Source organism: Chryseobacterium sp. FH1 (assembly GCF_000735135.1).
GTDB lineage: Bacteria > Bacteroidota > Bacteroidia > Flavobacteriales > Weeksellaceae > Epilithonimonas.
Map to the genome: position 1 here is coordinate 263,229 of NZ_JPLZ01000005.1, position 24,196 is coordinate 287,424.

The following is a 24,196-nucleotide window of genomic DNA, read 5'->3' on the forward strand; positions in this document are numbered from 1 at the left end:
AAGCGCCCCCCGAATTATCTCTTCTTTTCTATTTTTTTATTTTGAATCGATGAACTTCGTTAGGTTTGAGTGGAAATCGTTTTTTGCTTTGCCTTTGGTTCTAATTAGAGGGAAATCGTCTGCAAAAAAGATTGGAAACCCTTCGACAGGCTCAGGATAAACTCCAGGCGGATAAAGACACCCAAATAATTTTTTTATGTAAATGAAAATCCCTCCGAAATGTAAGACATCGGAAGGATTCGTGAGAAAATAATGTAATGAATGTTTTGAATTTGGGGGTGAAAGTTTTCGAGTCTGCTCAGACCGACTTCGTTTAGGTAACAATTGTTTCTAAATTTTAAAATCCGGATTCGAAAACTTTCAAAAGTTCGGTTTGCTGGATGACCTCGTTTTTGCTGTTAATGAGATTGTAATTTGCTTGTAGCCAGTTGTTTCGGACGACGAAAAAGGTGTACGCGTCCATTAAACCTTCTTTGTATTTTTCCTCGGATTTTTGGAAAGAGAGTTTTTGATTTTCGAAATTGGCTTGGAGTAACGTGTATTTTTCTTCGGAATTCTGGAATTGTGCCTTGATGGAATTGATGCTTTGCGTGAGATTATTAATGACAATTTCTTTGTCATAATTGGAATTGATGACGTTGAGTTTAGCAATTTCGACATTGTTTTTCACTTGTAATTTATTGAAAATCGGAATATTGAGTCCGAAACCTAATTGCTGATTTTTGTTCCTTTTGAATTGTTCCGAAAATGCATCCGCCGATTCGCCCAAAGTTTTGCTGTAGAAACTAGACCAAGTGTAAGAGCCGTTGAAGGTCGGTAAATAGGCAGATTTTGCGATGGCAATGTTTTTTTGATTGGCTTTGATTTCTGTCAAAATCGTTTGATAAGCCGGATTTTTTTCGAGGAGATTTTTCACGAAATCGGCGTCGTCGAAATTGGAATGCGCCAACGCGTCGTCTTCCATTTTGAAGTCCAGAGAATCGGTCGTAATCGCCAGAGCATTCAATAAATTAATCTTGGACAAATCTCTGGAATTTTTTGCGGAAACCCATTGTTCCTGCAAAGTTCCGAGGTTGGCTTTGATGTCGTAAACGTCACTTTTTGGTCGGTTTCCGATTTCCACTTCTTTTTCGGTACGCTTGATTTGGTCTTCGATTCCAGAGATTTGGGTTTCCAGAACATCCAGCCAACTTTTGTTGTTTTGGTAATTGAAAAACATTTGGATGACATTCAGTTTCACCTCATTTTGCGCTTGCTTCATTCGGAAAGTTGATGTTTCGCGATTGATTTTGGACAATGAAATATTGAGGTAATTTCGCCAGCTCATTAGTTCCCAACTGGCTTGTGCGTAGAAATTGTCGTTTTGTGTATTGATGCTTTCACGTTGATTATTCTGCGGATTGATGCCGTTTCCGAAGTTGTAATTATGGTTGATTCCGGCATCTGCAGACGGTAACAACATTCCTTTTGAAGCGGAAACCAATCGGTCATTTTTTTGAATGTTGACCGACGATTGCTTCACCAAAGGATGATTTGCGGAAGCATAATCCAGACATCGTTTCAAAGTCCAGGTTTGGGCTGGGAAAAGGTTGATGATGAATATGAAGAATAGTTTTTTCATTGTTTTAATTAGTTTTGATGTTGCGGGTTATAACCACCCCGTCAAAAATTAAAAATTTTTGCCACCCCTCCAGTGGAGGGGAATTTTTATTGTTGTTTGTTTCCATAGGTTTCACCTACGGCTACTCAAGTTGAATCCTTCGGATTCTTATTCGTATTTTAAATATTTAACCAAATTGATTTTTGTGGCTTGGTAAGCTTTGAAACTGACGACAATGAAGGTTAAAATCAATAAAGAAATCATACTCAGAACGTAAGGCAAAACCGGCATATCGATGCGGTAAGCGAAATCTTTCAGCCATTCGTTCATTGCATAATAACTTATGGGAATGCTTAGTATCACTGCGAAAAAACAAATGATTAAGAATCTTTTTGTCAAATCCCAGATGATGGTTTTCTCGTCTGCTCCCAAAGTTTTTTTGATTGCGACATCTTTAAGTTTTTGTTCTATTAATAATGATGACAAGGCGAATAATCCTAACAATGCGACAACTAGAACCACGATATTCAAAGTGGTGAAAAGCGTCTGCTGTTTTTGGAATTTTTCAAAGGTTCTTGCAAATTGCTTGTCTATGAATTGATAATCAAACGGATAACCTGGTTCTGCTTTCGTGAGCCAAAATTCTTTGATTCTTTCAACCGTTCCGTCAATATCTTTGGTGTCCAGCCTGATTTGGAGATTGCTCATACTATTTTTCGCCCAGTTTCTGTTGTAATTGAAAAACACGGCTGGCTCAATTGGCCTGTCAACTCCACCGTAGTAAAAATCTTTGACCACGCCGAGAATCTTGTATTTCTTTTTGTCTTCCCAACCTGGCAGAATTTCTTTTCCAATTGCCTGCTGATTGTTCCAACCCATTTTTTTGGCGAAGGTTTCATTCACAACACTTCCGTTGATTGTGTCTGAAGCCTTTCTCCAGTTGAGGTCATTACCTGCGACAATTTTCATATCATAGAATCGGAAGTAGTTTTCTTCTATTGCACCAACGGCAACGGTGTTGATTATTTTGGTTGTATCAACGGCATATTTGACAACTGAAGCATTCCTCAATCCCATTCCCAAAGATTGTACAGAACCTGTGGTTTCAAGAACACCAGAAATATTCTTGACTTCATTTCTTAGCAATTCATATTTTTTGACACTGTAATCCTTCTCGTTGTAATTGCTCTTTTTAAAATCAATTTGAATGACCTGATTTCCTTTGAAACCTAGATCTTTCTTCATCATAAAATCTACCTGAGAATGAATAATCAACGAACAAATGATGAAAAATGAGGAGATAACCAGTTGTAAAGTCAGGATTGAATTTCGCAACCAAACGCCATGCTTGCTTCGGGAAAAATTACCTTTCAAAGTATTAATCGGTTTGAAATTCGATAAATAAGTGGCCGGTATAATCCCTGCTAATAATGCGAAAAGAACCAATAAAATCGCCGAACCAATGAAAATATTAGGATCATTCAGTTTGATTTCTTTTCCCAAATATTTGTTGTAGGAAGGCAAAAGCAATTCGACCAAAGCAAAAGCGATAAAATAAGCGACCAGACAAATAATGAAAGTTTCTATCAAAAACTGAATCACCAAACTCTTCTTTGAACTGCCGATAGATTTTCTCACACCAACTTCCTTTGCACGCTGAGCAGATTGCGCAGTTTTAAGATTAATCAAATTGATTCCAGACAAAATCAAAATCAGGATGGATAATCCTAATAATATCTTCAAAGATTTCTTATCGCCTTTTGAGATTCCATCGCCTTTTGCATCCAATTTTATTTTGGTCAATGGTGTCAAGAATACCTTTGTCGGATTTTTTTTATCAATCTCAGAGCCCCACTTTTTAGAAAGAATCTCTTCATGATAGCGCTGCTGTTTTGTTAATTTTTCTTCTAATTTTTGAATATCTGTTCCTGGTTTCACTTTGAAGAGACCGAAAAAACTATAGCTCAACCATTGGTTATCATCTTTCGGCTGATTCTCCAATACCAGATAATCTGCTTTGAAAACGGAATTCTGCTCCGGTAATTTATAAATCAAAGAAACAGTGTAGACATTTCCGTTCTCATCTTTTTTAACTGTTTTTCCAATGCTATTTTTATAATCATCATCAAATAGTTGTTTTGCAGTTTTTTCAGATAACGCAATCTGAGATTTGTCCAGCAAGGCAGTATTAGGATTCCCGGCAATCGTCTCAAAAGGAAAAAATTTGAAAAACTGACTGGAAACCTGACCCACTGTGGAATAGCTGGAATTGTCGCCTGCAATCAATCTCGTTCTGTACCAAGCCCAAATATTCGCAATCGTGTAGTCTTCGATTTCTGGGAATTTTTCTTTGGATACATACAATTCAGGATAGCTGGATTGCGACATATTTCCAAAGCTAGAGAGATGATTCTCTACCAAATAGATATTCTCCTTATTTGGAATCCATTCTTCATAAGACTTTTCGTCCTGCCAATGGATGAATATCAAAAGGAAAACACACAAGCCAACGCTCAATCCCAAGACATTGATGATGGTTGAAAGCCAGTTTTTTCTGTAATTGATGAATGCGATTTTGAGCCAGTTTTTAATCATAATTGATGAATGATGGTTGATGAATGATTTTGGGTTGGAAGTTGGGTGGTGGAAGATGGAAGTTTAGCTACTGTGTAAAAAATTTCCATCTTCAAACTTCCATCCCTACTCGTACTTCAGATATTTCACAAGGTCTACTTTTGTAGCTTGATACGCTTTGATGCTTACGACTGAGAATGTCAACAAGAGCAGAGTGACAAGACTTAAAATGAACGGTAGAATCGGCATATCAATTCGGTAAGCAAAATCTTTCAGCCATTCATTCATCAAGTAATAACTGATTGGAATACTGATAAGGACTGCAATTAATGTAATCCAGAGAAATTGTTTTGTCAATCCCACAATCAAAGTTCTGTCTGATGCGCCAAGCGTTTTTCTGATGGCGACGTCTTTCAGTTTTTGTTCTATCATTAATGATGATAGGGCGAATAATCCGAGTAATGCTACCATTAAAACCATTGCGTTCAGGATGGTGAAAAGCGTTTGCTGTTTCTGATATTTCACAAAGGTTTTTGCAAACTGCCGGTCCAGAAAATAATAGTCGAAAGGATAACCTTGCTCCACATTATTTTGCCAATAAGTTTTCAGCCTTTTCACCGTTCCATCGATGTCATTCGGATCTATTTTCAACTGAATATTATAGACATTATATCTCTTCCATTCCGTTTCTCTGTAGTGGAAAAAGATGATTGGTTCTACCTCTGTTTTAAGATTTCGAATATTGAAATCCTTTACAACGCCTACGATTTTATACTTTTTGTTGTCAAATCCAGGTTTGATTTCATTCTTCAAAACGTCTTCATCTTTCCAACCAAATTTTCTTACAAAAGCCTCATTAATCAACACATTATTGATGGTGTCAGATGAAAGATTCGGGTCCAGCCAACGGCCTTTTTTCAGCTTTACATTAATGAATTTAAGATAGTTATAATCCATAGAACCGTGTTGACCTTGGATACTTTTATCCATAAAATCCATATTGGAAGAACTGCTTCGTCCGCTTCCAGGAACTGCTTCTCCGTAAGAAACATCCACTACGCCTTGGATTTTTCTCATTTCGGTTTTAAGTCGTTCATATTTAAGCCAAGGTTTCGGGTCGCTTTCATTGAAGTTGATCATCATAATCTGTTTCCCGCTATAACCCAAATCTTTGTTCATCATATATTTAACTTGCTGATTGACAATCAATCCACCAATAATAAAGAATGATGAGATGATTAGTTGCAAGGTCAAAATCCCGTTTCTCAGCCATACGCCGTGTTTGCTTCTGGCGAAATTTCCTTTCAAAGTTTCTATCGCTTTAAAGTTTGAAAGATAAGTTGCCGGAATCAATCCCGAAATCAGTGTTACCATCAAAACCATCGCAAATGAATAGAAGTAAATATGCCAATCATTCATCACCATTTCCTTGTCATAGAATTTGTTGAAGCTTGGCAGAAGCAGTTCCGTCAACGCCAAAGAAAGTAAATAGGACGCCATACAAATCAGAAAAGTCTCCAGCAAAAACTGTAAAACCAAACTCGATTTTGTACTTCCAATCGCTTTTCTTACGCCAATTTCTTTCGCCCGTTGCGAGGCTTGCGCAGTTTTTAGATTGATGAAATTAATAGCTGATAAAATGACAATCAAAACTGAAAGTGTAAACAAAATCATCATCGTTTTGAAATCTCCAGTTCCAAACCAAGACGCTTTTGCGTAGAGTTTGATTTCGTCTAAAGGTGTCAGCAAACTATTTGTGGGACCATAAAGATCAAGATATTGCTGAATTGTCATTCCAGATTCCCCTTTATCCAAACTTGCACGGTATTCAAAAACATCTTTCACGAATTTTTTCTGTACAAATTCAGGATCTGTTCCTGGTTTAAACATAAAGAAACCAGCGTAGTTAAAATTGCCCCAACTTGTCTCATCATTTTTAAACTGTTCTGCAGGCGGAGTGATTATGAATTCTGGTTTGATTTGGGAATTCTCTTTTGGCAATTCATAAACTGCCGTCACGATATAATTTTTGTTATCAAATTTTACAGTTGCGCCCGCCACATTGGTTCTCCCGAAAAGGTTTTTGGCCGCGTCCACAGAAAGTGCAATCACGCTCTCGCCTTTCAAAGCGTCCTTGTAACTTCCGGCAACCAATTTGAAAGGAAAGAATTTGAAGAAACTTTCTGTCGCAGTCATTCCATCTTTTTGGAAAACTGTTTTCACTTTCGTTGTCATCTTCAACCCAATTCCGGAACCATTGAACAAAACGTAATCTTCAACGCCGGGAATCACTTCCTTCGCGCGCTTTGCCATTGGAACAGAAATGTTGTTTCCGTACGAGTTTTCTGGCTTGTGATAAGTCTGGAAATAAAAGATATTATCCTTCTTCGGATTCCATCTTTCGAAGGATTCTTCGTCGTTCCAGTGCATCAGGATGAGCATAAATCCAGTCAAACCGATGGTCAATCCAAAAAGATTGATGATGGTGGAAAGCCAGTTTTTTTTATAATTGATGAAGGCGATTTTGAGCCAATTGTTGAACATAGTTGATGGTTTATGATTGATAAACGATTTTAAAAACCTCAGAGAAACAGAATTCTGAATCTCCGAGATCATTAATAAAATGGTTGAATGAATGTTATTTTCCGTGTTCAATTTCCATAGGTTTCACCTACGGCTACTGATATTGAATCCTGTCGGATTCCTTCTTACAGAATTATTCAAAGTTCTTAGAATCTGCTTTTTCGAAAACATCTTTTCTTTGGGAAGAATGTTCCTCGCTGAAGATTTCGCCGTCTTTCATATTCACGATTCGTGAGGCGTAACCTGCGTCGTAAGAAGAGTGCGTCACCATCGCAATCGTGGAACCTTCTCTGTGAAGTTCAGCCAAAAGGTTCATCACCTCATTTCCGTTGGAGCTGTCGAGGTTTCCGGTTGGCTCATCGGCAAGGATTAATTTTGGTCTTGTCACCAATGCTCTTGCAACGGCCGCTCTCTGCTGTTGACCACCTGAAAGTTGCTGTGGATAATGTTTTGCTCTGTGTGCAATGTTGATTTTCTCCATAATTTCCTCTACACGTTTTTTTCTTTCTGAAGAAGAAACGCCGTTGTAGATTAGTGGAAGTTCGATATTTTCATAAACCGTAAGTTCATCAATCAAATTAAAATTCTGAAAAATGAAACCGATATTCTTCTTTCGGATGTCCGATTTTTTCTTCTCAGATGTTCCTATTGTTTCTACCGATTCGAATTGGTAAGAACCTGAAGAAGCGCTGTCCAGAAGTCCAAGAATATTAAGAAAAGTTGATTTTCCACAACCTGAAGGTCCCATTATCGCTACAAATTCGCCTTCTTTGATGTGCAGGCTTACATTGTTCAGAGCGTTGGTTTGAACATCTTCTGTTTTATAGACTTTTGAAAGGTTTTGAATACTTATCATTCTAATTTAGTTTTAAAGTTTGTAATTTTAGTTTTAATAAAAATTTATCAATAATCGATTATAATTTAAAGCATATCGATTGTTCCGGCGGAACTCCTTGTCGCAGAGAATTTGATTCCTGATATTGTTTTATATCTGATTTTCGCCATTGAACTTGCCGAAGCTGTCAATTCTTTGGAAACACTTAAAGTTATATTTGAAGTCGCAGATGCATTTGCTATTGCAACTTCTATCATCATTTGTTTTGCGTCGATGTCACTTGCACTTTCAGCATTAATTACTGCATTTTCGGATGAACCACTCAATTTTACACTACTTGCAGAGGTGGCATTGATCGTCAGGTTTTTAGTTTCGATCTTCCCAGAAAATCCACCTGCATTATGTGCTTTGATCTTTAAGACCGGCGATTTTGAATCTGCATAGATCTTCCCTGCGCCTTTAATTTCAAAAGTTTGTTCATTATTGTCAAAAATACTTTTCACTTTTACAATTGATGCATTGTCGACTTCTAATTTTTTCAGATTTTTAGCATAGATCACCACTTTTGTATTTGCATTTTGTAATGAAACATTGGGTCTGTATTGGACAGACAAGGTTTTATTCTTCACTTCAATTTTCAAATCACTCATATAATTGCTTGTCGCAACTGCTTTTTCTACATCTGATTTAATAATTTCCACTTCGATAGCTTGCGATGTTTTTACAGCATCAAAAGAAGATAAGTTGAAGGTTTTGGTTTCTGTTATCTGAATCCTATCCGAAAGATCACAAGCTTTTAAAATTACCATAGACGATGCAACGCTGATGGTAAGTGAGATCAATAATAATAGTCTTTTCATCTTTTATATAATTTTTTAGTTTCTGATTAAATTTAAAATGCATTCTTAGGTTTTGTCTGAAAGAAGGATTTATTTCAGTTTATTCAGATACGCGATGGCTTCTGACAATTGAGAATCATATTTTGTTGGGTAGAGTATGTCATTCAAATTCCATTTGATCAAAATATCTGGCTTGATTCCGATTCCTACAAACTCTTCTCCACTAGGAAGAGTGACTTTTTTGGTGCAGATCCAAGCTGTTGTTTGGCCTGGTAATTCGATCTGCAGTGGCTGCCCTGTACTTCCATTGGTATAATCACCAATTCTGGTGATGTTTTTTTCGCTGTACAGGTAGATCAGAAAATCTTCTGCCGCTGAAGCTGTATTATTATTAGTTAATATCACCGTCGGAACCAAAAATTTAAAATCCGAATGAATGATGTTAGGTTTATAATCAAAAGTATAAAATTTGCTTCCTGAGTAGGCTTTAAACAGATTGACTGCCTCTTCTTTAGTTATTCCCCATTGTGACTTTCCGCTGATAGTGTCCTGAGCCGTCAAGAAGGAACCGATTGCCCGTTCTGTCGGAATGATCTCTCTACTGTAATTTCTAGCGCCATATATCGTGTCGTTTCTCGAAAAGTATTTGGCGAGATTTAATGCGTTTTTACCGCTTCCGCCGCCATTATTACGAATATCAACAATAATCTTTTTCGCTTTTTTTAATTCAGGGAGTTTTGATTCAAAATCTTTTATTACCGATGCATCATCAAAACTACGGACAGCAACATATGCAACGTCACCTTTCAGCCATTTGAATTCAAAATTCCCACGCTTCGGCAGCGGTATGGAACTGAGTTCCTTTTCTTCAGTCTTTGAATGTACCAAATGGATCTTTTTAAGTTCTCCTTTGGGCGTTTTGAGTTCAATATCATATTGTTCTCCACTCAATCCTGCCAGCAAATTGTAACCAGCTGTATTGTTGAGGTCGTTTTCTGTTGAAGTAGAAATATATGGGTTTACATATTTGGTTTGGTATTCCTGCGCAGAAAATCCATTTACTTTTAAGATTTCACTTCCTACCGGAATTTCTTTTTCCTTACTTTTATTGACATCGAAAACGAAGATCCTTCCTTGCAAATTGGTCAAAAAAACACGGTAATCTCCAAAATTCGTAGTCATTATCTTACTTTGAATTTCATCGGGAAAGTACACTTTGGTATGTCCATCTTTCAGAATGGAACATAACTTTTGAAGTTCTCTAAAATATTCGTAATCGTTTTTGGTCTTCTGAACGTTTGAAATAGCTTCTTTGTACGCGGCATTCCATTTCTCCTGATCTATTTTGTACATGTATACAAAATTGTAGTTAGCTTCGCTCCAGAATTTTGAAAGTCCATAGATCTTATCATCTAGTGATAAAGTATTAGGAGTTTGGGCAGAAAAGAAATTACTGAATAAAAAAACACAACTTAAAATTAACCACTTAGCTTTCATAATTATTTATTTTTGAATATCTAATATTTCATATTTCTTCAATTCAGTATAATCTGATGTAATGACCGTTTCACCTTGTTTCAATCCGGAAACCACTTCGTAATACATTTGATTTTCTCTTCCAAGGCTGATGCTTCTCTTTTCAGCTTTGTTTCCTTTTACTACGAAAATCCATTTTCCGTTCGTGTCTTTGTAGAAATTTCCTTTTGGAATCATCATACTTTGCGTATCAGCAGACAATTTCAGTTTCACGCCGAACGTCATTCCGATTTTCAGATTTTCAGGTTTTACATCAACGAAATTAAGTTCCACAGAAAACTGTCCGTCTTTCACTTCCGGAAGAATTTTGGTAATGATGACATCGAATTGTTTTGCATTGCTTTCCAGACTTCCTTTGATGCCGTTGATTAATTTATTGATATAATACTCATCCACTTTTGCAATCAGCTTGTAACCGCCCATCAAATCAACTTTACCAATGCTTTCTCCGCTCGTCAGATTTTGTCCTAATGAAATATTAAATGATGATAATCTTCCCGAAACAGGCGACATTATCAGGAAATTATTTTTGTTGGAACGAAGAATATTCAGACTTTTTTCCATTTGATTAATGGAACTATTAATGGCGGAAAACTGAGAATTTCTGGAAGCTTTTTCACTGGAGGCACCTTTTTCCACAATCACTTTTCTTTGTTTCTGATAATTCAGATTTTGTAAAGCGATATCATAATCGGTTTTCTTTCCAATTTCCGCATCGTACAATCTTTTTTGAAGGTTGAAAGACTGCAAAGCCGTATTGTAATCATTTTGAGACTGTAGCAACTCTTTATCCTGATTGAATTCCTGATTTTTCAACTCCAAAAGCGAACTTCTCATCTGACTGATTTGTTGCATAATTCCCGTTTCCTGATTCAGATAATTGAATTCTGTATTCGGATTGTAAACTCTCGCGATAGGCTGTCCTTTCGTCACCATTTGTCCGTCTTCCGCAAAAATTTCTTTCACCGCGCCACCTTCTAAAACATTCACTAGGGAAGAATTGAGAGATTGCGTTTGCGCCGTCACCATCAGCATATCTTCAAATTTTCCATTTGTCACTTCATCCGTTTGAATATCCTCCAGTTTCACATTGTAAGTTTTTTTCTGATTCAAAAAGTACCAGCCAAAAACTGAAATCGCCAAACCAGAAAGAATGATAATCGATATTAATTTTAGTTTAGATTTCTTTTTTACTATTTTCGTATCCATATTTTAAGATAACTTATTTATCTACAGACTATTACACAATGCAGATGCCAGAGATTTATAAGTTTGTAACATTCTGAAAATGTGATTAAATATATTTTAATTAATTTTAAGACTGTTCATTATCGGACACTTTTTGTGCGAAAACGGACAGATGATATAATTGATGAATGATAAATGATGATTGATGACTGATGATTAAGAACTTGTTTAAAATTTAATATCCATTGTAATAAGTTTTTGTGGATGGTAAAATAAAATGGTTTTTAATTGATTAAAGAGATTAAACACGACTGAATTGTTATAAATAAAGTCAATATAACGACTCAATTAATATTAATTAGGTCACCTAGATGACTTAATTAACATTAATTGAGTCAGTAAAAATAATTTTATTAACTTGCTTTTTCAAATCGATGAGATGAATATTCAAAGATATTTAAAGAAAACAATTGAGAGAAACCTTCATAAACAAAAGGTTATTCGGATTTTCGGAACGCGACGTACCGGCAAATCCACAATGCTCAAAACTATCTTTTCGGAACATTCGGACGACGCCATCATCCTCCAAGGCGAAGATATGAACGTGCAAGAACTTTTGAAAACGCGAACAGTCAAAAACTATGAGCGACTGATTGGCAACAAAAAACTGCTGATGATAGATGAAGCGCAAGTGGTCCCAGACATCGGGAATATCCTTAAATTGATGATTGATAATATAGAACCGCTCAACATCATCGTCACGGGAAGCAGTAGTTTTGATTTGCAAAATTCCTCCGGACAGCCATTGGTAGGAAGAAATATGGATTTCCAAATGTTTCCAATCGCTCAAAAAGAATTGTCTGAAACCGAAAATCTCCTTGACACCAAAAATAATCTCGAGGAAAGAATCATCTATGGAAGTTACCCCGAACTTTGGCACCTCGAAACTTTGGAAGAAAAACAAAACTACCTGAAACAGCTGGTAGAAAACTACCTTCTGAAAGACATCCTGATGTACGAAAATGTTTTAGGCTCGGATATTCTGTACAAATTACTGCAATTGCTGGCTTTCCAGTGTGGAAATCTCGTGAGCACAACAGAACTCGGCAACGCATTACAAATCAATAAAATAACAGTTGATAGATATTTGGATTTGCTTTCGAAAGTTTACATCATTTTTCCGATAAGTGGTTTTAGCAAAAATCTGAGAAAGGAAATCACTAAAAGTAAAAAATGGTACTTCCACGATAACGGCATCCGAAACGCGCTCATCAACAACTTCAATCTTCTTTCCCAGAGGAATGATGTTGGGCAGTTGTGGGAGCAATATTTCATCTCGGAAAGGATAAAATCCAACGCTTCCAACCTGCAATATCCGCAATATCATTTTTGGAGAACTTACGACGGACAAGAAATTGACTTGCTGGAAATAGACAATTATCAGAACATAAAAGCTTGGGAAACCAAGTGGAAATCTGACAAGGCAAAAATTCCGACCGCATTTGCAAAAGCTTATCCAGAGGCAGAATTTACAATCATTAACCAAAATAACTACTTAGATTTTATATCCTGATGCGAAAAAAAGAAGCTCATATTTTAATAGTAGATGACGACGAGGATATTTTATTTTCGGCGAGAGTCTGGCTCAAGAAATTTTTCACCGAAGTAAGTTGTTTGAGTCAGCCTAAAAATATTCTGAAGTTTTTAGCCGAACAGCAAGTTGACACGGTCCTTCTTGATATGAATTTCCGGAAAGGTTTTGAAAATGGGCAGGATGGATTGTATTGGATGAATGAAATCAAAACGCTGGAACCTCAGCTTCCAATCATCCTGATGACAGCTTACGGCGAAGTGGAATTGGCGGTTGAAGCATTGAAGAATGGCGCATCGGATTTCATTTTAAAACCTTGGAATAATGAGAAATTATATGCTTCCGTAAATCTTGCAGTTGATATTTCCCGAAAAAATAAAAAACTGAATCAGTGGGAAAATGTGAGCGTAAAAACCAATCAATACCAATTGGAAACTGCGTCTTTTGCAATGCAGGAAGTGATGGAACAAATCACGAAAGTTGCTCCGACTGATGCGAATATTTTGCTTTTGGGAGAAAATGGAACGGGAAAATATGTTTTGGCAGAGCACATTCACGAATTATCAGAAAGAAAAAACCAGCCTTTCGTTCACATAGATTTGGGAAGTTTGTCTGAAAATTTGTTTGAAGCGGAATTGTTTGGTTACAAAAAAGGAGCGTTTACCGACGCGAATCAGGATTATTCCGGGAAAATTGAAAATGCACAGAACGGAACAGTATTTTTGGATGAGATTGGAAATCTTCCGCTTCATCTTCAAACCAAATTGTTGAGTTTAATTCAAAATCGAAAATTGACGAGAATCGGGGAAAATAAAGAACGAGCGTTGGATGTCAGATTTATTTTTGCAACAAATGAAAATCTTAAAAAAGCAGTTTCGGAAAATCGTTTCAGGAAGGATTTATATTATAGAATCAATACGGTTGAATTGCAAATTCCGAGTTTGAGAGAACGTTTAGAAGATATTCCAACTTTGGCTAACTATTTTTTGGAAAAGTATAAACAAAAATATCATAAATCTGATTTAGCTTTAAATGAATCTTTGACTAATGAACTCACAACGTATTCCTGGCCGGGAAATATCCGTGAACTCGACCACTGCATCGAGAGAAGCGTGATTCTTTCTAATGAGAAAAATTTAAAATTATTGATGCCTCAGGATGAAGAATCTGAAAAAACAATCGTCAATCTCAACATCGAGGAAATGGAAGAAATTCTCATCAAAAAAGCTTTGAAAAAACATCGGGGAAATATTTCTTTGGCGGCGGAAGATTTGGGATTATCGAGAGCTGCGTTGTACAGAAGAATGGAAAAATTTGAATTGTGATAAAGCAGGAAGTTGGAAGATGGAGGAAGGAAGTCTGAAGTTAAGATTCAACCACAGTTCCGAAGGAACTATTTAATCAAGAATAGGATGAAATCCTATTAATCAAAATTTGAATTGTAGATGAACAAACAACAAATTATCTGGCTAATATTTATTCTACTAGCAATTGTCAGTGGGATTTTCGCCTTTGATTTTTATACACAAAGCAAGTGGATTAACTTCGGATTGTTTACTGCTATAAGTATTGGATGCATTATTTTGGCGCAGATTTCAGCTCTGAGTTATGTTCAGAAAAGTGAGAAAATATTGTTGGCGATTCAGAAAAAAGATTTTTCACTGTTCCCAAAAACTGAAGAAAATAATCTGGTGGATAATGCTGTAAAACTTTATTATCAAAGCAAAGAGGAATATTTGGCCTTGTCTTCCTATAAACTTTTGTACGAAGAAATTCTGAATCAACTGGAAATCGGATTGATGATTCTTTCCGAGAAAAATAATCAGTGGGAAGTTTTTTATGTGAATCCTGTTTTTCTGGAAATATTACAGATTCCGAAATATAATTCCTGGGAATTGTATAAATCCAAAACATCAGAATTCTATAAAATCATCGAGCAAACCAATTACGAAAACTCACAGGAATTCTTTGATATTTCGATTAATGAAAATGTGAAACAATCCTTTTCTCTTCGGACCAAAAAAGTTCAGAATGTCAAAAATCGTTTCTGCATCATCAGTTTGGAATCTGTTCAGAAAATCATCGAACAAAAAGAAAAATTGGCTTGGAATAATTTAATGAAAGTGATTTCTCACGAACTTTTGAATACTCTAACGCCTGTCAACAGCTTAATTCAAAACCTCGAATATATCGCCAATCAGGAAATTGTTGACAAAGATGACCAGGAAGAAATGAAGGAAAGTCTGATGATTATCAATTCAAAATCGAAACAACTGTTGAATTTCGTGGACGATTACCGACAAGTTGCAGAACTTCCAAAACCTGTATTCAAAACTATTTCATTGACGCAAATTGTAGAATCTGCACTGAATTTCCTCAAGCCAGAATTCGAAAAAAATCAGATTAAAATCATCAATTCATTAGAAAATCAAATGATTTTTGCTGACCAGAAAATGATTGAGAGATGTTTGATTAATCTTTATCTGAATGCAATTTACGCAGTTGCAGACAATTCAGAAAGAATCATTAAAACAGAAATAAGAACATTCAACAAACGAATTCTTTTAAGCGTTGAAGACAACGGAATCGGAATCTCAAATGAAATTAAAGACAAGATTTTCTTGCCATTTTTCACAACCCGAATCAGTGGTTCCGGAATTGGATTAACTTTGAGCAAAAGTATTATCGAGGCGCATAAAGGTTATCTCAATTATAAACCTTTGGAAAAAGGAAGCCGATTTGAAATGTGGTTTTTGGAGTAAATGAAGAAAATATTTATCACAAAGGCGCAAAAAATTATTAGATTCGAAGTGTAAAAGTCGCAAAGTTTTTTATCTTCGATAAGATTAGCATTGGAAAAGTAGCGACTTTTATTCATCATTAAAATAAAAAAGAGTTGCGCCTTTGCGTTAAAAATCCAACCCAATTATGAAAATCAAAAATAACGCTGGTGAAATTGTAGAATTTGAAATCTCAAAACTGGAAAACTCACTTCGGAACTCTGGAGCGGAAGAAAACTCTATCAAAAAAGTGATTGACAATATTTTACCAAATTGCATCGAAGGCGTCACAACACGAGAAATTTACAAACTGGCTTTCGACGAACTGAAGAAAATCTCAAATTCCGTCGCAGCAAGATACAGCTTGAAAAAAGCGTTGTTGGAATTGGGACCAGCGGGTTTTTATTTCGAACAGTGGATTGCGAGAGTTTTTCAAAACATCGGGTACAAAACCGAAACTGGACAACTGATAAAAGGACATTCGGTGACGCACGAAGCAGACGTCATTGCCAAAAAAGATGAGAAAACCTATTGGGTTGAATGCAAATTCCGAAATGCGGAAGACACGAAAATCTCCGTCACAACGCCGATGTACGTCTTATCGAGAATCAAAGATATTTCTGGAATCAACTATAATCTATTCGGAACTCAAACCGAATTTACAGATGGCTGGCTCATCACGAACACTTATTTTACCAAAGATTCTGTGGCTTTTGGCGAATATTACGGACTCCGATTGTTGTCTTGGGATTATCCAAAAGGTAAAAACATCAAAAGTTTGGTTGACCAAAATGCGCTTTATCCAATTACTTGCCTAACCACTTTGGACGGAAAACAGAAACAAAGATTGCTGGAGAAAAAATGTGTTTTGGTCAAGGAATTATTCAACAATCAAAATTTACTCGACGTTTTGGATTTGAATGAAGCAAGAAAATCAGAAGTTTTGAAAGAAGCAAAAGAACTTTTAGTCATCAAAATTTCGGAATAAAAAAACCATCTCATTTTAAATAACGAAATGGTTAATATTTTGTAAAATTATTTTCTCGCTGATTTTGCGAATCAAGCAGATTTTTTTAAAATATTTAATCTGCTGAATCTGTAAAATCTGCGAGATTAAAAACTATTTCCCCTTCTGTGGCGGATAATTTTTCATTATATCAGCTACAATTTGAGGGATTTGTTTTTGTTTAGACTTCGGCGAATCTACAGAAAGTCCGCTTCCAATTCCCTGCCAAACCAATTTTTGAGTTTTCGCATCCACGATGTCGATGACTATTGTTCCGCTGTTGTAATTATTCGTCCAAGTATTTCCCATTCCGAAGCCTCCGCCCCAGCCCCAAGGTCGTCCCCAACCCCAGCCCATTCCGCCTCCCATAGAAGTCGTAATGTCTTGAACTTTTTTATGAGATGCTTTCACATTCACAATCAAATCTGGATTTTGTCCAGAGGTCAAAGTTTTGGCTTGCAATTGTTTAGATAATTCGTTCAAAACTCTGTCTTTGTCGATGTCATTCAGTTTCAAATCATCCGTTCTCAGCAAATACGTTTTATAATTCGCAAAATTCGCTGTTGCAGAATAATCAGATTTCACTTGGAAAGGGCTGCAAGAAGTCACTCCCAAAGAAACTGCTGCTAGTAATATGAAGAAATATTTTTTCATGATGTTATATTATTTTGATTTTTTAATAAAAGTATCCGTCTTTTTATCATAACCGTAGGGGCAATGTCTGCATCCACTTTTACAGCAATAGCCACGTTTCAGATGGAATTTTTCCGTAAAAACCTTGTAACCTTGCTCGTTATAATAAAAGTCCTCATTCTCTTTGATGTCATTTAGTTTCATAAGTTAAAAAACTGTACCAAAATTTTTATCTTTGATAGATTATTAATCAAAATTATTATGGCAGCTATTTCCGCCCTCCACACAATTGTCACTCTGAGGCTCTCGAAGAGTCCACTTAGGTCGGGCTGCAGATTCGTCTTCAAATCAGATTTAACTTCCATCCTCTAACTTCCATCTTCCAAACTCAAAATGATAATCATCTGCCAAAGATTACTCAAAAATACTAAAATTTCGGGGATTACCTTGTTCCCGTTTATTTTGCTGAGGAAAAAAGAGTTGAGACACAATCCGATTCTCATCAACCACGAGAAAATCCATCTTCGTCAGCAGTTGGAACTTTTAATCATTCCATTTTACATTTGGTACTTGTCAGAATATTATATCAAATATTTGAAGTACAAAAATCCAGAGCTCGCCTATCGCAACATCAGCTTCGAAAGAGAAGCTTACAAGAACGACCAAAACTTAAACTATCTCAAAAAAAGAAAATTCTGGGGTTTCGTAAAATACTTATAAAATTTGATGACAACCAATCAAAATTACCTATACAAACTATTAATAATCAAATAATTAATAGTTACTGAAAAAATATTTTACACTTCAACATTACATTTTCATTAAAAAAAAATTTCCGATAGTAAAATAATCTAAATTTGCAGAATTATTTTTCACAATAATTTTATTATGTCGCAAGATATCAGCGGTCACATAGACCTCAAAAAACTATCCGCAGTTGGCGTTTTGGTTTCACTAGGAATAGTTTTCGGAGACATCGGAACCTCACCGTTGTATGTAATGAAAGCCATCATCAATGCTGGAAAAGCGGGCGGCATCATTTCCGAGGAATACATAGAAGGTGCACTATCCTGCATCATTTGGACTCTTACTTTACAAACGACAATCAAATACGTCATCATTGCTCTCAAGGCCGATAACAAAGGCGAAGGCGGGATTCTCTCGCTCTATTCTCTCGTAAAGCGATTCAAGAAAAAGTGGCTCTACATCATTGCGATTATCGGGGCGGCAGCCTTGGTTGCAGACAGTATCATCACGCCTTCTCTGACAGTGATGTCTGCCATAGAAGGTCTGGAATTGGTGGTTCACAAACCGCCAGTGGTTCCTATTACCTTGGCGATATTGGTTATTATTTTTGTTGTTCAGCAATTTGGAACCAGCTTTATCGGGAAGTTTTTTGGACCTGTGATGGTGCTTTGGTTTTTGGTTTTGGGGATTTCGGGATTTGTACATCTGGTAGAGCATCCAATGGTTTTGAAAGCGTTCAATCCTTACTACGCCGTGAAATTGATTTACAACTCTCCAAGTGCGATTGTAATTTTAGGCGCTGTTTTTCTTTGTACAACGGGTGCAGAAGCTTTGTATTCTGACCTTGGACATTGCGGTATCAAGAATATCAGAGTAAGTTGGATTTTCGTAAAAGCAATGCTGATTCTTAACTACTTAGGTCAAGGAGCTTGGTTGCTTTCCAACTACCACGAGGTTTTCCAAGGCAAAAATCCATTCTTCGGAATTATGCCGGAGTGGTTTATCATTCCAGCAGTTATATTGGCGACAATGGCCGCAGTAATTGCCAGTCAAGCAGTAATTACTGGTGCTTTCACAATGTTTTCGGAAGCAATGTCACTTAACTTTTGGCCAAATCAGGAAATCGAATATCCATCGGGAATCAAAGGACAAATGTACATCCCAAGAATCAACTGGGGCATTTTATTATTGTGTTTCATCGTTGTGATTTACTTCAAAGAATCTGGCAGAATGGAAGCGGCTTACGGACTTTCAATCACAGTCACGATGTTGATGACAACAATCCTATTGATTTTCTGGTTTCTCAAGACACGAACCAAGAAAGTTTGGATTGCGCTATTTGCAATCGTTTATATCATCATCGAAGGTGGATTTTTCAGTGCTAACATCATCAAATTCTTTGATGGCGGTTGGATGTCTGTTCTGCTCGCAGGTTTCATTGGAATCTGTATGTACGCTTGGTACAACGGTAGAATCATCAAAACAACTTTCATCAAATTTGTGAAACTTGAGAAATATATTTCGACCATCAAAGATATGAAGCTGGACGAGTCGATTCCGAAATATGCGACCAATCTCGCATTCTTCAGCCGAGCAAAACGAGATGACGAAGTGGAATCAAAAATCATTTATTCTATCATCCGTGCACAACCTAAACGAGCCGATCATTATTTTATCTTAAACATCGTCAATCAAGAAGATCCATACAGTTTCAAATACAATGTTGAGGAGATCTTGCCTGGAACTATTTATAAGATCAGTTTCCTTTTGGGTTTCAAAAGAGACAGAAGAATCAATGATTATTTCCAACAAGTTTTGGCCGAAATGATGGAAGAAGGCACGATTCCATCTCGAAGTGCGCATCCATCACTCAGAGCACACAACATTCCGCCAGATTTGAAATTTGTGATCATTGATAATGTTTACATCAATGATTTCCTTTTGACGATTCGTGATAAGATCATTCTTAATATCTACCATTTCGTGAAAAAACTGGGAAGCAACGATTTCACTTCTTACGGTGTTGCAAGTCACAATGTGGTAGTAGAATCCGCACCACTACTCGATCAGAAGATCAAGACAGAAAAAATAGAACGAGTGGAATCCAAGCAAATAGATTAATCCCAAAAAAATCGCTATTTTTGTAAGATGGATACGAAACAAAAAGAGTTGAATATCGCAACTATAAAAGACGTTCTGAGACAATATCTGATGGATAAAGGTTTCCGGAACACGCCGGAGCGATACACCATCTTGGAGGAGATTTACAATATGGAGCATCACTTCAACGTGGACGATCTTTACCTGCTGATGATGCAGAAAAAATACCACGTGAGCAAGGCGACGATCTATAATACCATCGAGATTTTCCTGGATGCAGGCTTGATCAGAAAGCACCAGTTCGGCGAGAAAACCTTGAGTACATCTTCTTATGAGAAGTCTTATTTTGATAAGCAACACGACCATTTGGTAATTTACAAAGATGGCTCGGACAAAGAAATTGAAGAGATCATAGAGTTTTGCGACCCAAGGATCCAAGGCATCAAAGACGCTATCGAAAAAGCATTTGGTGTAAGTATTGATACGCATTCGCTGTACTTCTACGGACACAAGAAGTCTGAAAATTAATGAAGAAAACCTTTCTTTTACTATTACTTTTAGTTGTTGTAAGAATCTTTTCACAAGTGACGCCAAGCCAGAATCCCGGTTTGGTAAAAGATCCTTTTTTCAACAATCCAAATCCAAACAAAGAAGCTTCTAAGAAAGTCATCAACAAGCACGCTGACACTTTTGGTGTGAAAGCTGACAAGTACGAAGGAAATCCCGTCTTTTCTGGGAGCGTTGTTTTCGAACATCAAGGTTCGGTTTTGACGGCGGACGAAGTTGTTTTTTATCAAAAGGAAAATTTCCTGAAAGCCATCGGAAACGTCGTTTTGACAACGGCCGACGGAAACCGAATCACTGCAGAAGAAATGGAATACGACGGCAACACAGAACGTGGAATCGCCAAAAGAAACGTAGTGCTTACCGATCCGAAACAGACCATCAAAACCGAAACACTTTATTACGATAAAATTCCAAATACAGCCTATTTCAACACTGGCGGAACAATCTACAGCAATGACGGAAGTGTGATGTACACCAAATCTGCAACGTATTACCTCAATACAAAAATGATCGACTTCATCGGCCGTTCCAACATCGAAACCGATAAGTACACGATTGTCAGCGATAATATCAAAACCAACCAAAATACTGGCGTTTCTGATTTCTTCGGACCAACGACGATTCGAGCGAAAGACAATCCAAGAAATTACGTTTACACAGAATTAGGAACACACAATTCCAAAACCAACGAATCTTTCCTCAACAAAAATTCGAGAATCCATTACAACGATAAGATCCTTACTGGAGACAAATTATATTACAACAGAAATACAGGCTTCGGAAAAGGAACTGGCAATGTGACGCTTGACGACCCAAAAGAAAACAGATTCATAAAAGGTGGTTACGGCGAGATCTATGAGAAAAAAGATTCTGCGATGGTGACCGAAAAACCTTATGCCGTGAAGATTCTCAGCAAAGATTCAGTTTTTATCTCTGCGGATAAATTCCTGACTTACCAAAAACCAGATTCTGCCAACGCACTCAAGAAAAAAAGCTTTCTGAGAGCCTTCCGAAAAGTCCGTATTTTCAAACCAAATATGCAAGGTCGTTCAGATTCCCTCAGCTGGAACGAAACCGATGGCGAGATGCACCTGATCCGAAAACCAATACTTTGGATGGGCGCAAAACAAGTCACAGGCGACGAGATCCGAGTCTACAGCGATCCCGAAAAAGAGATCACAGATTCCATACGTGTCTTGGGAAATGCCTTCGCAATCAGCAAAGCAGATTCCTTGAATTTGAAGGATGAGTTCAACCAGATCAAAAGCAAAAATATGATCGTCTACCTCAAGGATAACTCGATCGATGTTGCGAAAGCTGTCGGTAATGCGCAAGCCATCACCTATGCAGACGACACCAACCAAAAGACAAAAGAAGTGACCAGAATCGGCGTTGCACTTTCCACTTGTGGCGAGATTGTGGCGCAGTTTATAGACCGCAAATTGGAAAATGTAGATTGCAATATCGGCGCAAATCAGGATACTTATCCTATGAGCAAGATTTCAAAAGACGAACGCTTCTTCAAAGATTTCAATTGGAACACCAAAGACAGACCGCAGAAGTGGAAAGACATTTTCCTCGACACGCCAAACTATCCTGAAATCGTCTACGAGTCAGACAATTCACTCTACGAAAGAGCAGATGCAGAACGTAAAAAACTCGAAGAAAAGAACAAACCGAAGACACCGATTCGGGTGAAGAAGTAAAACATCTGTCACATTGAGCGGAGTCGAAATTTGGGCGCCTTTTTCCGCCTTCCACTCCCAATCTTTTTTGCAGACGATTTCCATCTAAATAAAACTTAAGATTACGCAAAAAAGGATTTCCGTTCAAGTCGGGGCGCGCTTCGCAGAGGTGAAACATTTGTTATTTCTTAGAACATAACTTCAAAATTTCGGAACTTTGTAATGAACTAAGAAGTATTTTGAATTGGAAAAAAAATTGATTCAAATCTCACTTCTAAAATCTAATTTCTAACATCTACTTAAAAAATGAACCAAGATTTTTTTAAATACCAAGCCCAGACAACACCTTACGCCGCAGGTTTCGAAGTGGAAAAGGCAGAAGGAAGTTACATCTACGGAAAAGATGGAAAAGCTTATTTGGATTTTGTAGCCGGTGTTTCCGCAAACACTTTGGGACATTCGCACCCGAAAGTTGTCAATGCCATCAAAGAACAAGCAGACAAATATCTTCACGTGATGGTCTATGGCGAATATGCGCAGGAAAAACCAGTCGCGCTTTGCAAACTTTTGGCCAAAGCAACACCTGAACCTTTAGAAGTAACTTACCTCGTCAACTCTGGCGCAGAAGCTATTGACGGCAGTTTGAAATTGGCGAAACGTCATACGGGAAGAGAAGAAATCATCGCTTTCAAAGAAGCTTATCACGGGAACACGCACGGCGCACTTTCTGTTGCCGGAAATGAATTTCATAAAAGAGAATTCCGTCCGTTGTTGCCAATGGTCAATTTCATCGAGTTCAATAATGAAAATGATTTTGATAGAATCACGGATAAAACAGCCTGTGTTATTGTTGAGACGATTCAAGGTGCTGCAGGATTTATAATGCCGAAGGATAATTATTTTATTCAGCTAAAAAAACGTTGTGATGAAGTTGGTGCTTTGTTGATTCTTGATGAAATTCAGCCGGGTTTTGGACGTACTGGAAAATTGTTTGCGTTTGAACACTTTGGGATTGTTCCGGATATTCTTGTGATGGGAAAAGGAATGGGCGGAGGCGTTCCAGTTGGTGCTTTTATGAGTTCTAAAGAAATCATGACCAGCCTTTCACATTCGCCGAAGTTGGGACACATTACGACTTTTGGTGGAAATCCGTTGATTGCAGCTGCTTCTCTTGCAACTTTGAAAGAAGTTTTGGAAAGCGGATTGATGGAAGAAACCGACAAAAAAGAAAAACTCTTCCGTGAATTGCTGGTTCATCCGAAAATCAAAAATGTGAATGGAAAAGGTTTAATGCTAGCCGTGAATCTTGGAAGTCCTGAATACACTTTGAAAGTGGCTTCCAGATGTATGGAAAAAGGCCTGATTGTCTTCTGGCAACTTTACCGAAATGAATATATGAGAATCTCGCCGCCTTTGACCATCTCGGAAGAGGAAATTAGAAAAGGTTGTGCGATTATTCTTGAAGCTTTGAATGATGTGGAATAATTTTTAAACACAAAGATCACTAAGATTTTTTTGACAATTAAATGTTTTTAAGTTCACAAAGTCGCTTCGCTTAGAAAAAGAATTTATAAATAGACCTAAAGGCTGTTTATAAATGACTCAAAAATAAATTTTTAGACCGTTCTTCTCTTCCCCAGCCCTAAACGGTGAAAAAACGTCTTGAAAATTTCATCAAAATTACGCCCTTTAAGGCTGGGGAAATAATTTTGATATAATTTAAACGGGCTCTTAGTTAGCTTCCTAAAGAATGACAAAAGTGCGTTCTTAGTACAAATCTGGATTTAACGACGAATCTGCAGCCCGGCTTGATTTCTATGGACAAACCAAATTATTTTGGTAGTTTTTCTCGTAATTTCTGCCGGAGTTCACCACTGCAAAAATACGGTGAATGATTTTGTTGCGTATATTGTTCAAAACCAACATCTTATT

General features: G+C 37.0%; 18 protein-coding genes. 9 read left to right on the forward strand and 9 right to left on the reverse strand.

Features of this window, described 5'->3' with window-relative positions; translation table 11 throughout:
• Window positions 1–337: 337 nt before the first annotated feature.
• The 7 genes from IO90_RS06970 to IO90_RS07000 all read right to left on the reverse strand — a co-directional run bounded on the left by IO90_RS06970 (window position 338) and on the right by IO90_RS07000 (window position 11,176).
• Window positions 338–1,621: a TolC family protein gene (locus IO90_RS06970; RefSeq protein ID WP_034965255.1), complete on the reverse strand. Its 1,284-nt coding sequence runs from the start codon at window positions 1,619–1,621 to the stop codon at window positions 338–340.
• Window positions 1,622–1,768: 147 nt separating this feature from the next.
• A complete protein-coding gene (locus IO90_RS06975; protein ID WP_034965258.1) occupies window positions 1,769–4,195 on the reverse strand; it encodes an ABC transporter permease in 2,427 nt (808 codons plus the stop codon).
• 105 nt (window positions 4,196–4,300) lie between these two features.
• A complete protein-coding gene (locus IO90_RS06980; RefSeq protein ID WP_034965259.1) occupies window positions 4,301–6,718 on the reverse strand; it encodes an ABC transporter permease in 2,418 nt (805 codons plus the stop codon).
• A 172-nt stretch (window positions 6,719–6,890) separates the two neighbouring features.
• A complete protein-coding gene (locus tag IO90_RS06985) occupies window positions 6,891–7,613 on the reverse strand; it encodes an ABC transporter ATP-binding protein (protein ID WP_034965261.1) in 723 nt (240 codons plus the stop codon).
• 65 nt (window positions 7,614–7,678) lie between these two features.
• Window positions 7,679–8,452: a GIN domain-containing protein gene (locus IO90_RS06990; RefSeq protein ID WP_034965263.1), complete on the reverse strand. Its 774-nt coding sequence runs from the start codon at window positions 8,450–8,452 to the stop codon at window positions 7,679–7,681.
• A gap of 69 nt (window positions 8,453–8,521) precedes the next feature.
• A complete protein-coding gene (locus IO90_RS06995) occupies window positions 8,522–9,928 on the reverse strand; it encodes a S41 family peptidase (protein ID WP_034965264.1) in 1,407 nt (468 codons plus the stop codon).
• A gap of 6 nt (window positions 9,929–9,934) precedes the next feature.
• Complete coding sequence (locus tag IO90_RS07000; RefSeq protein ID WP_034965266.1) at window positions 9,935–11,176, reverse strand: efflux RND transporter periplasmic adaptor subunit; 1,242 nt, start codon at window positions 11,174–11,176, stop codon at window positions 9,935–9,937.
• 418 nt (window positions 11,177–11,594) lie between these two features.
• Between IO90_RS07000 and IO90_RS07005 the strand changes: the two genes are divergently transcribed.
• The 4 genes from IO90_RS07005 to IO90_RS07020 all read left to right on the forward strand — a co-directional run bounded on the left by IO90_RS07005 (window position 11,595) and on the right by IO90_RS07020 (window position 16,514).
• Window positions 11,595–12,728, forward strand: a complete 1,134-nt coding sequence (locus tag IO90_RS07005; RefSeq protein WP_034965267.1) for an ATP-binding protein — start codon at window positions 11,595–11,597, stop codon at window positions 12,726–12,728.
• Window positions 12,728–14,071, forward strand: coding sequence for a sigma-54-dependent transcriptional regulator (locus IO90_RS07010; RefSeq protein ID WP_034965268.1), 1,344 nt, complete (start codon window positions 12,728–12,730; stop codon window positions 14,069–14,071). The genes IO90_RS07005 and IO90_RS07010 overlap by 1 nt, the downstream gene beginning before the upstream one ends.
• Window positions 14,072–14,191: 120 nt before the next feature.
• Window positions 14,192–15,508: a sensor histidine kinase gene (locus tag IO90_RS07015; RefSeq protein WP_034965271.1), complete on the forward strand. Its 1,317-nt coding sequence runs from the start codon at window positions 14,192–14,194 to the stop codon at window positions 15,506–15,508.
• 166 nt (window positions 15,509–15,674) lie between these two features.
• A complete protein-coding gene (locus IO90_RS07020; protein WP_034965272.1) occupies window positions 15,675–16,514 on the forward strand; it encodes a restriction endonuclease in 840 nt (279 codons plus the stop codon).
• A 132-nt stretch (window positions 16,515–16,646) separates the two neighbouring features.
• On the opposite strand, the gene IO90_RS07025 is transcribed toward IO90_RS07020, so the two are convergent.
• Together IO90_RS07025 and IO90_RS18970 are read right to left on the reverse strand one after the other, a co-directional pair.
• Window positions 16,647–17,186, reverse strand: coding sequence for a DUF4136 domain-containing protein (locus IO90_RS07025; RefSeq protein ID WP_034965274.1), 540 nt, complete (start codon window positions 17,184–17,186; stop codon window positions 16,647–16,649).
• Between the two features lie 9 nt (window positions 17,187–17,195).
• A complete protein-coding gene (locus IO90_RS18970; protein WP_165569350.1) occupies window positions 17,196–17,369 on the reverse strand; it encodes a DUF5522 domain-containing protein in 174 nt (57 codons plus the stop codon).
• A 189-nt stretch (window positions 17,370–17,558) separates the two neighbouring features.
• On the opposite strand from IO90_RS18970, the gene IO90_RS07030 reads away from it, so the two are divergent.
• From IO90_RS07030 to IO90_RS07050, 5 genes are all read left to right on the forward strand, one after another.
• Entirely contained in the window at window positions 17,559–17,885 is a 327-nt protein-coding gene (locus tag IO90_RS07030) for a hypothetical protein (RefSeq protein WP_034965275.1), read from the forward strand.
• Window positions 17,886–18,053: 168 nt separating this feature from the next.
• On the forward strand, window positions 18,054–20,033 hold the full coding sequence (locus tag IO90_RS07035; RefSeq protein ID WP_034965277.1) for a KUP/HAK/KT family potassium transporter: 1,980 nt from the start codon (window positions 18,054–18,056) through the stop codon (window positions 20,031–20,033).
• Window positions 20,034–20,060: 27 nt separating this feature from the next.
• Window positions 20,061–20,540 carry a Fur family transcriptional regulator gene (locus IO90_RS07040; RefSeq protein ID WP_034965279.1) on the forward strand — a complete coding sequence of 160 codons (480 nt, stop codon included), beginning with the start codon at window positions 20,061–20,063 and terminating at the stop codon, window positions 20,538–20,540.
• A complete protein-coding gene (locus IO90_RS07045) occupies window positions 20,540–22,285 on the forward strand; it encodes an OstA-like protein (RefSeq protein WP_034965281.1) in 1,746 nt (581 codons plus the stop codon). The genes IO90_RS07040 and IO90_RS07045 overlap by 1 nt, the downstream gene beginning before the upstream one ends.
• A gap of 285 nt (window positions 22,286–22,570) precedes the next feature.
• Window positions 22,571–23,749: an aspartate aminotransferase family protein gene (locus tag IO90_RS07050; protein WP_034965282.1), complete on the forward strand. Its 1,179-nt coding sequence runs from the start codon at window positions 22,571–22,573 to the stop codon at window positions 23,747–23,749.
• The last annotated feature ends 447 nt before the right edge of the window (window positions 23,750–24,196 follow it).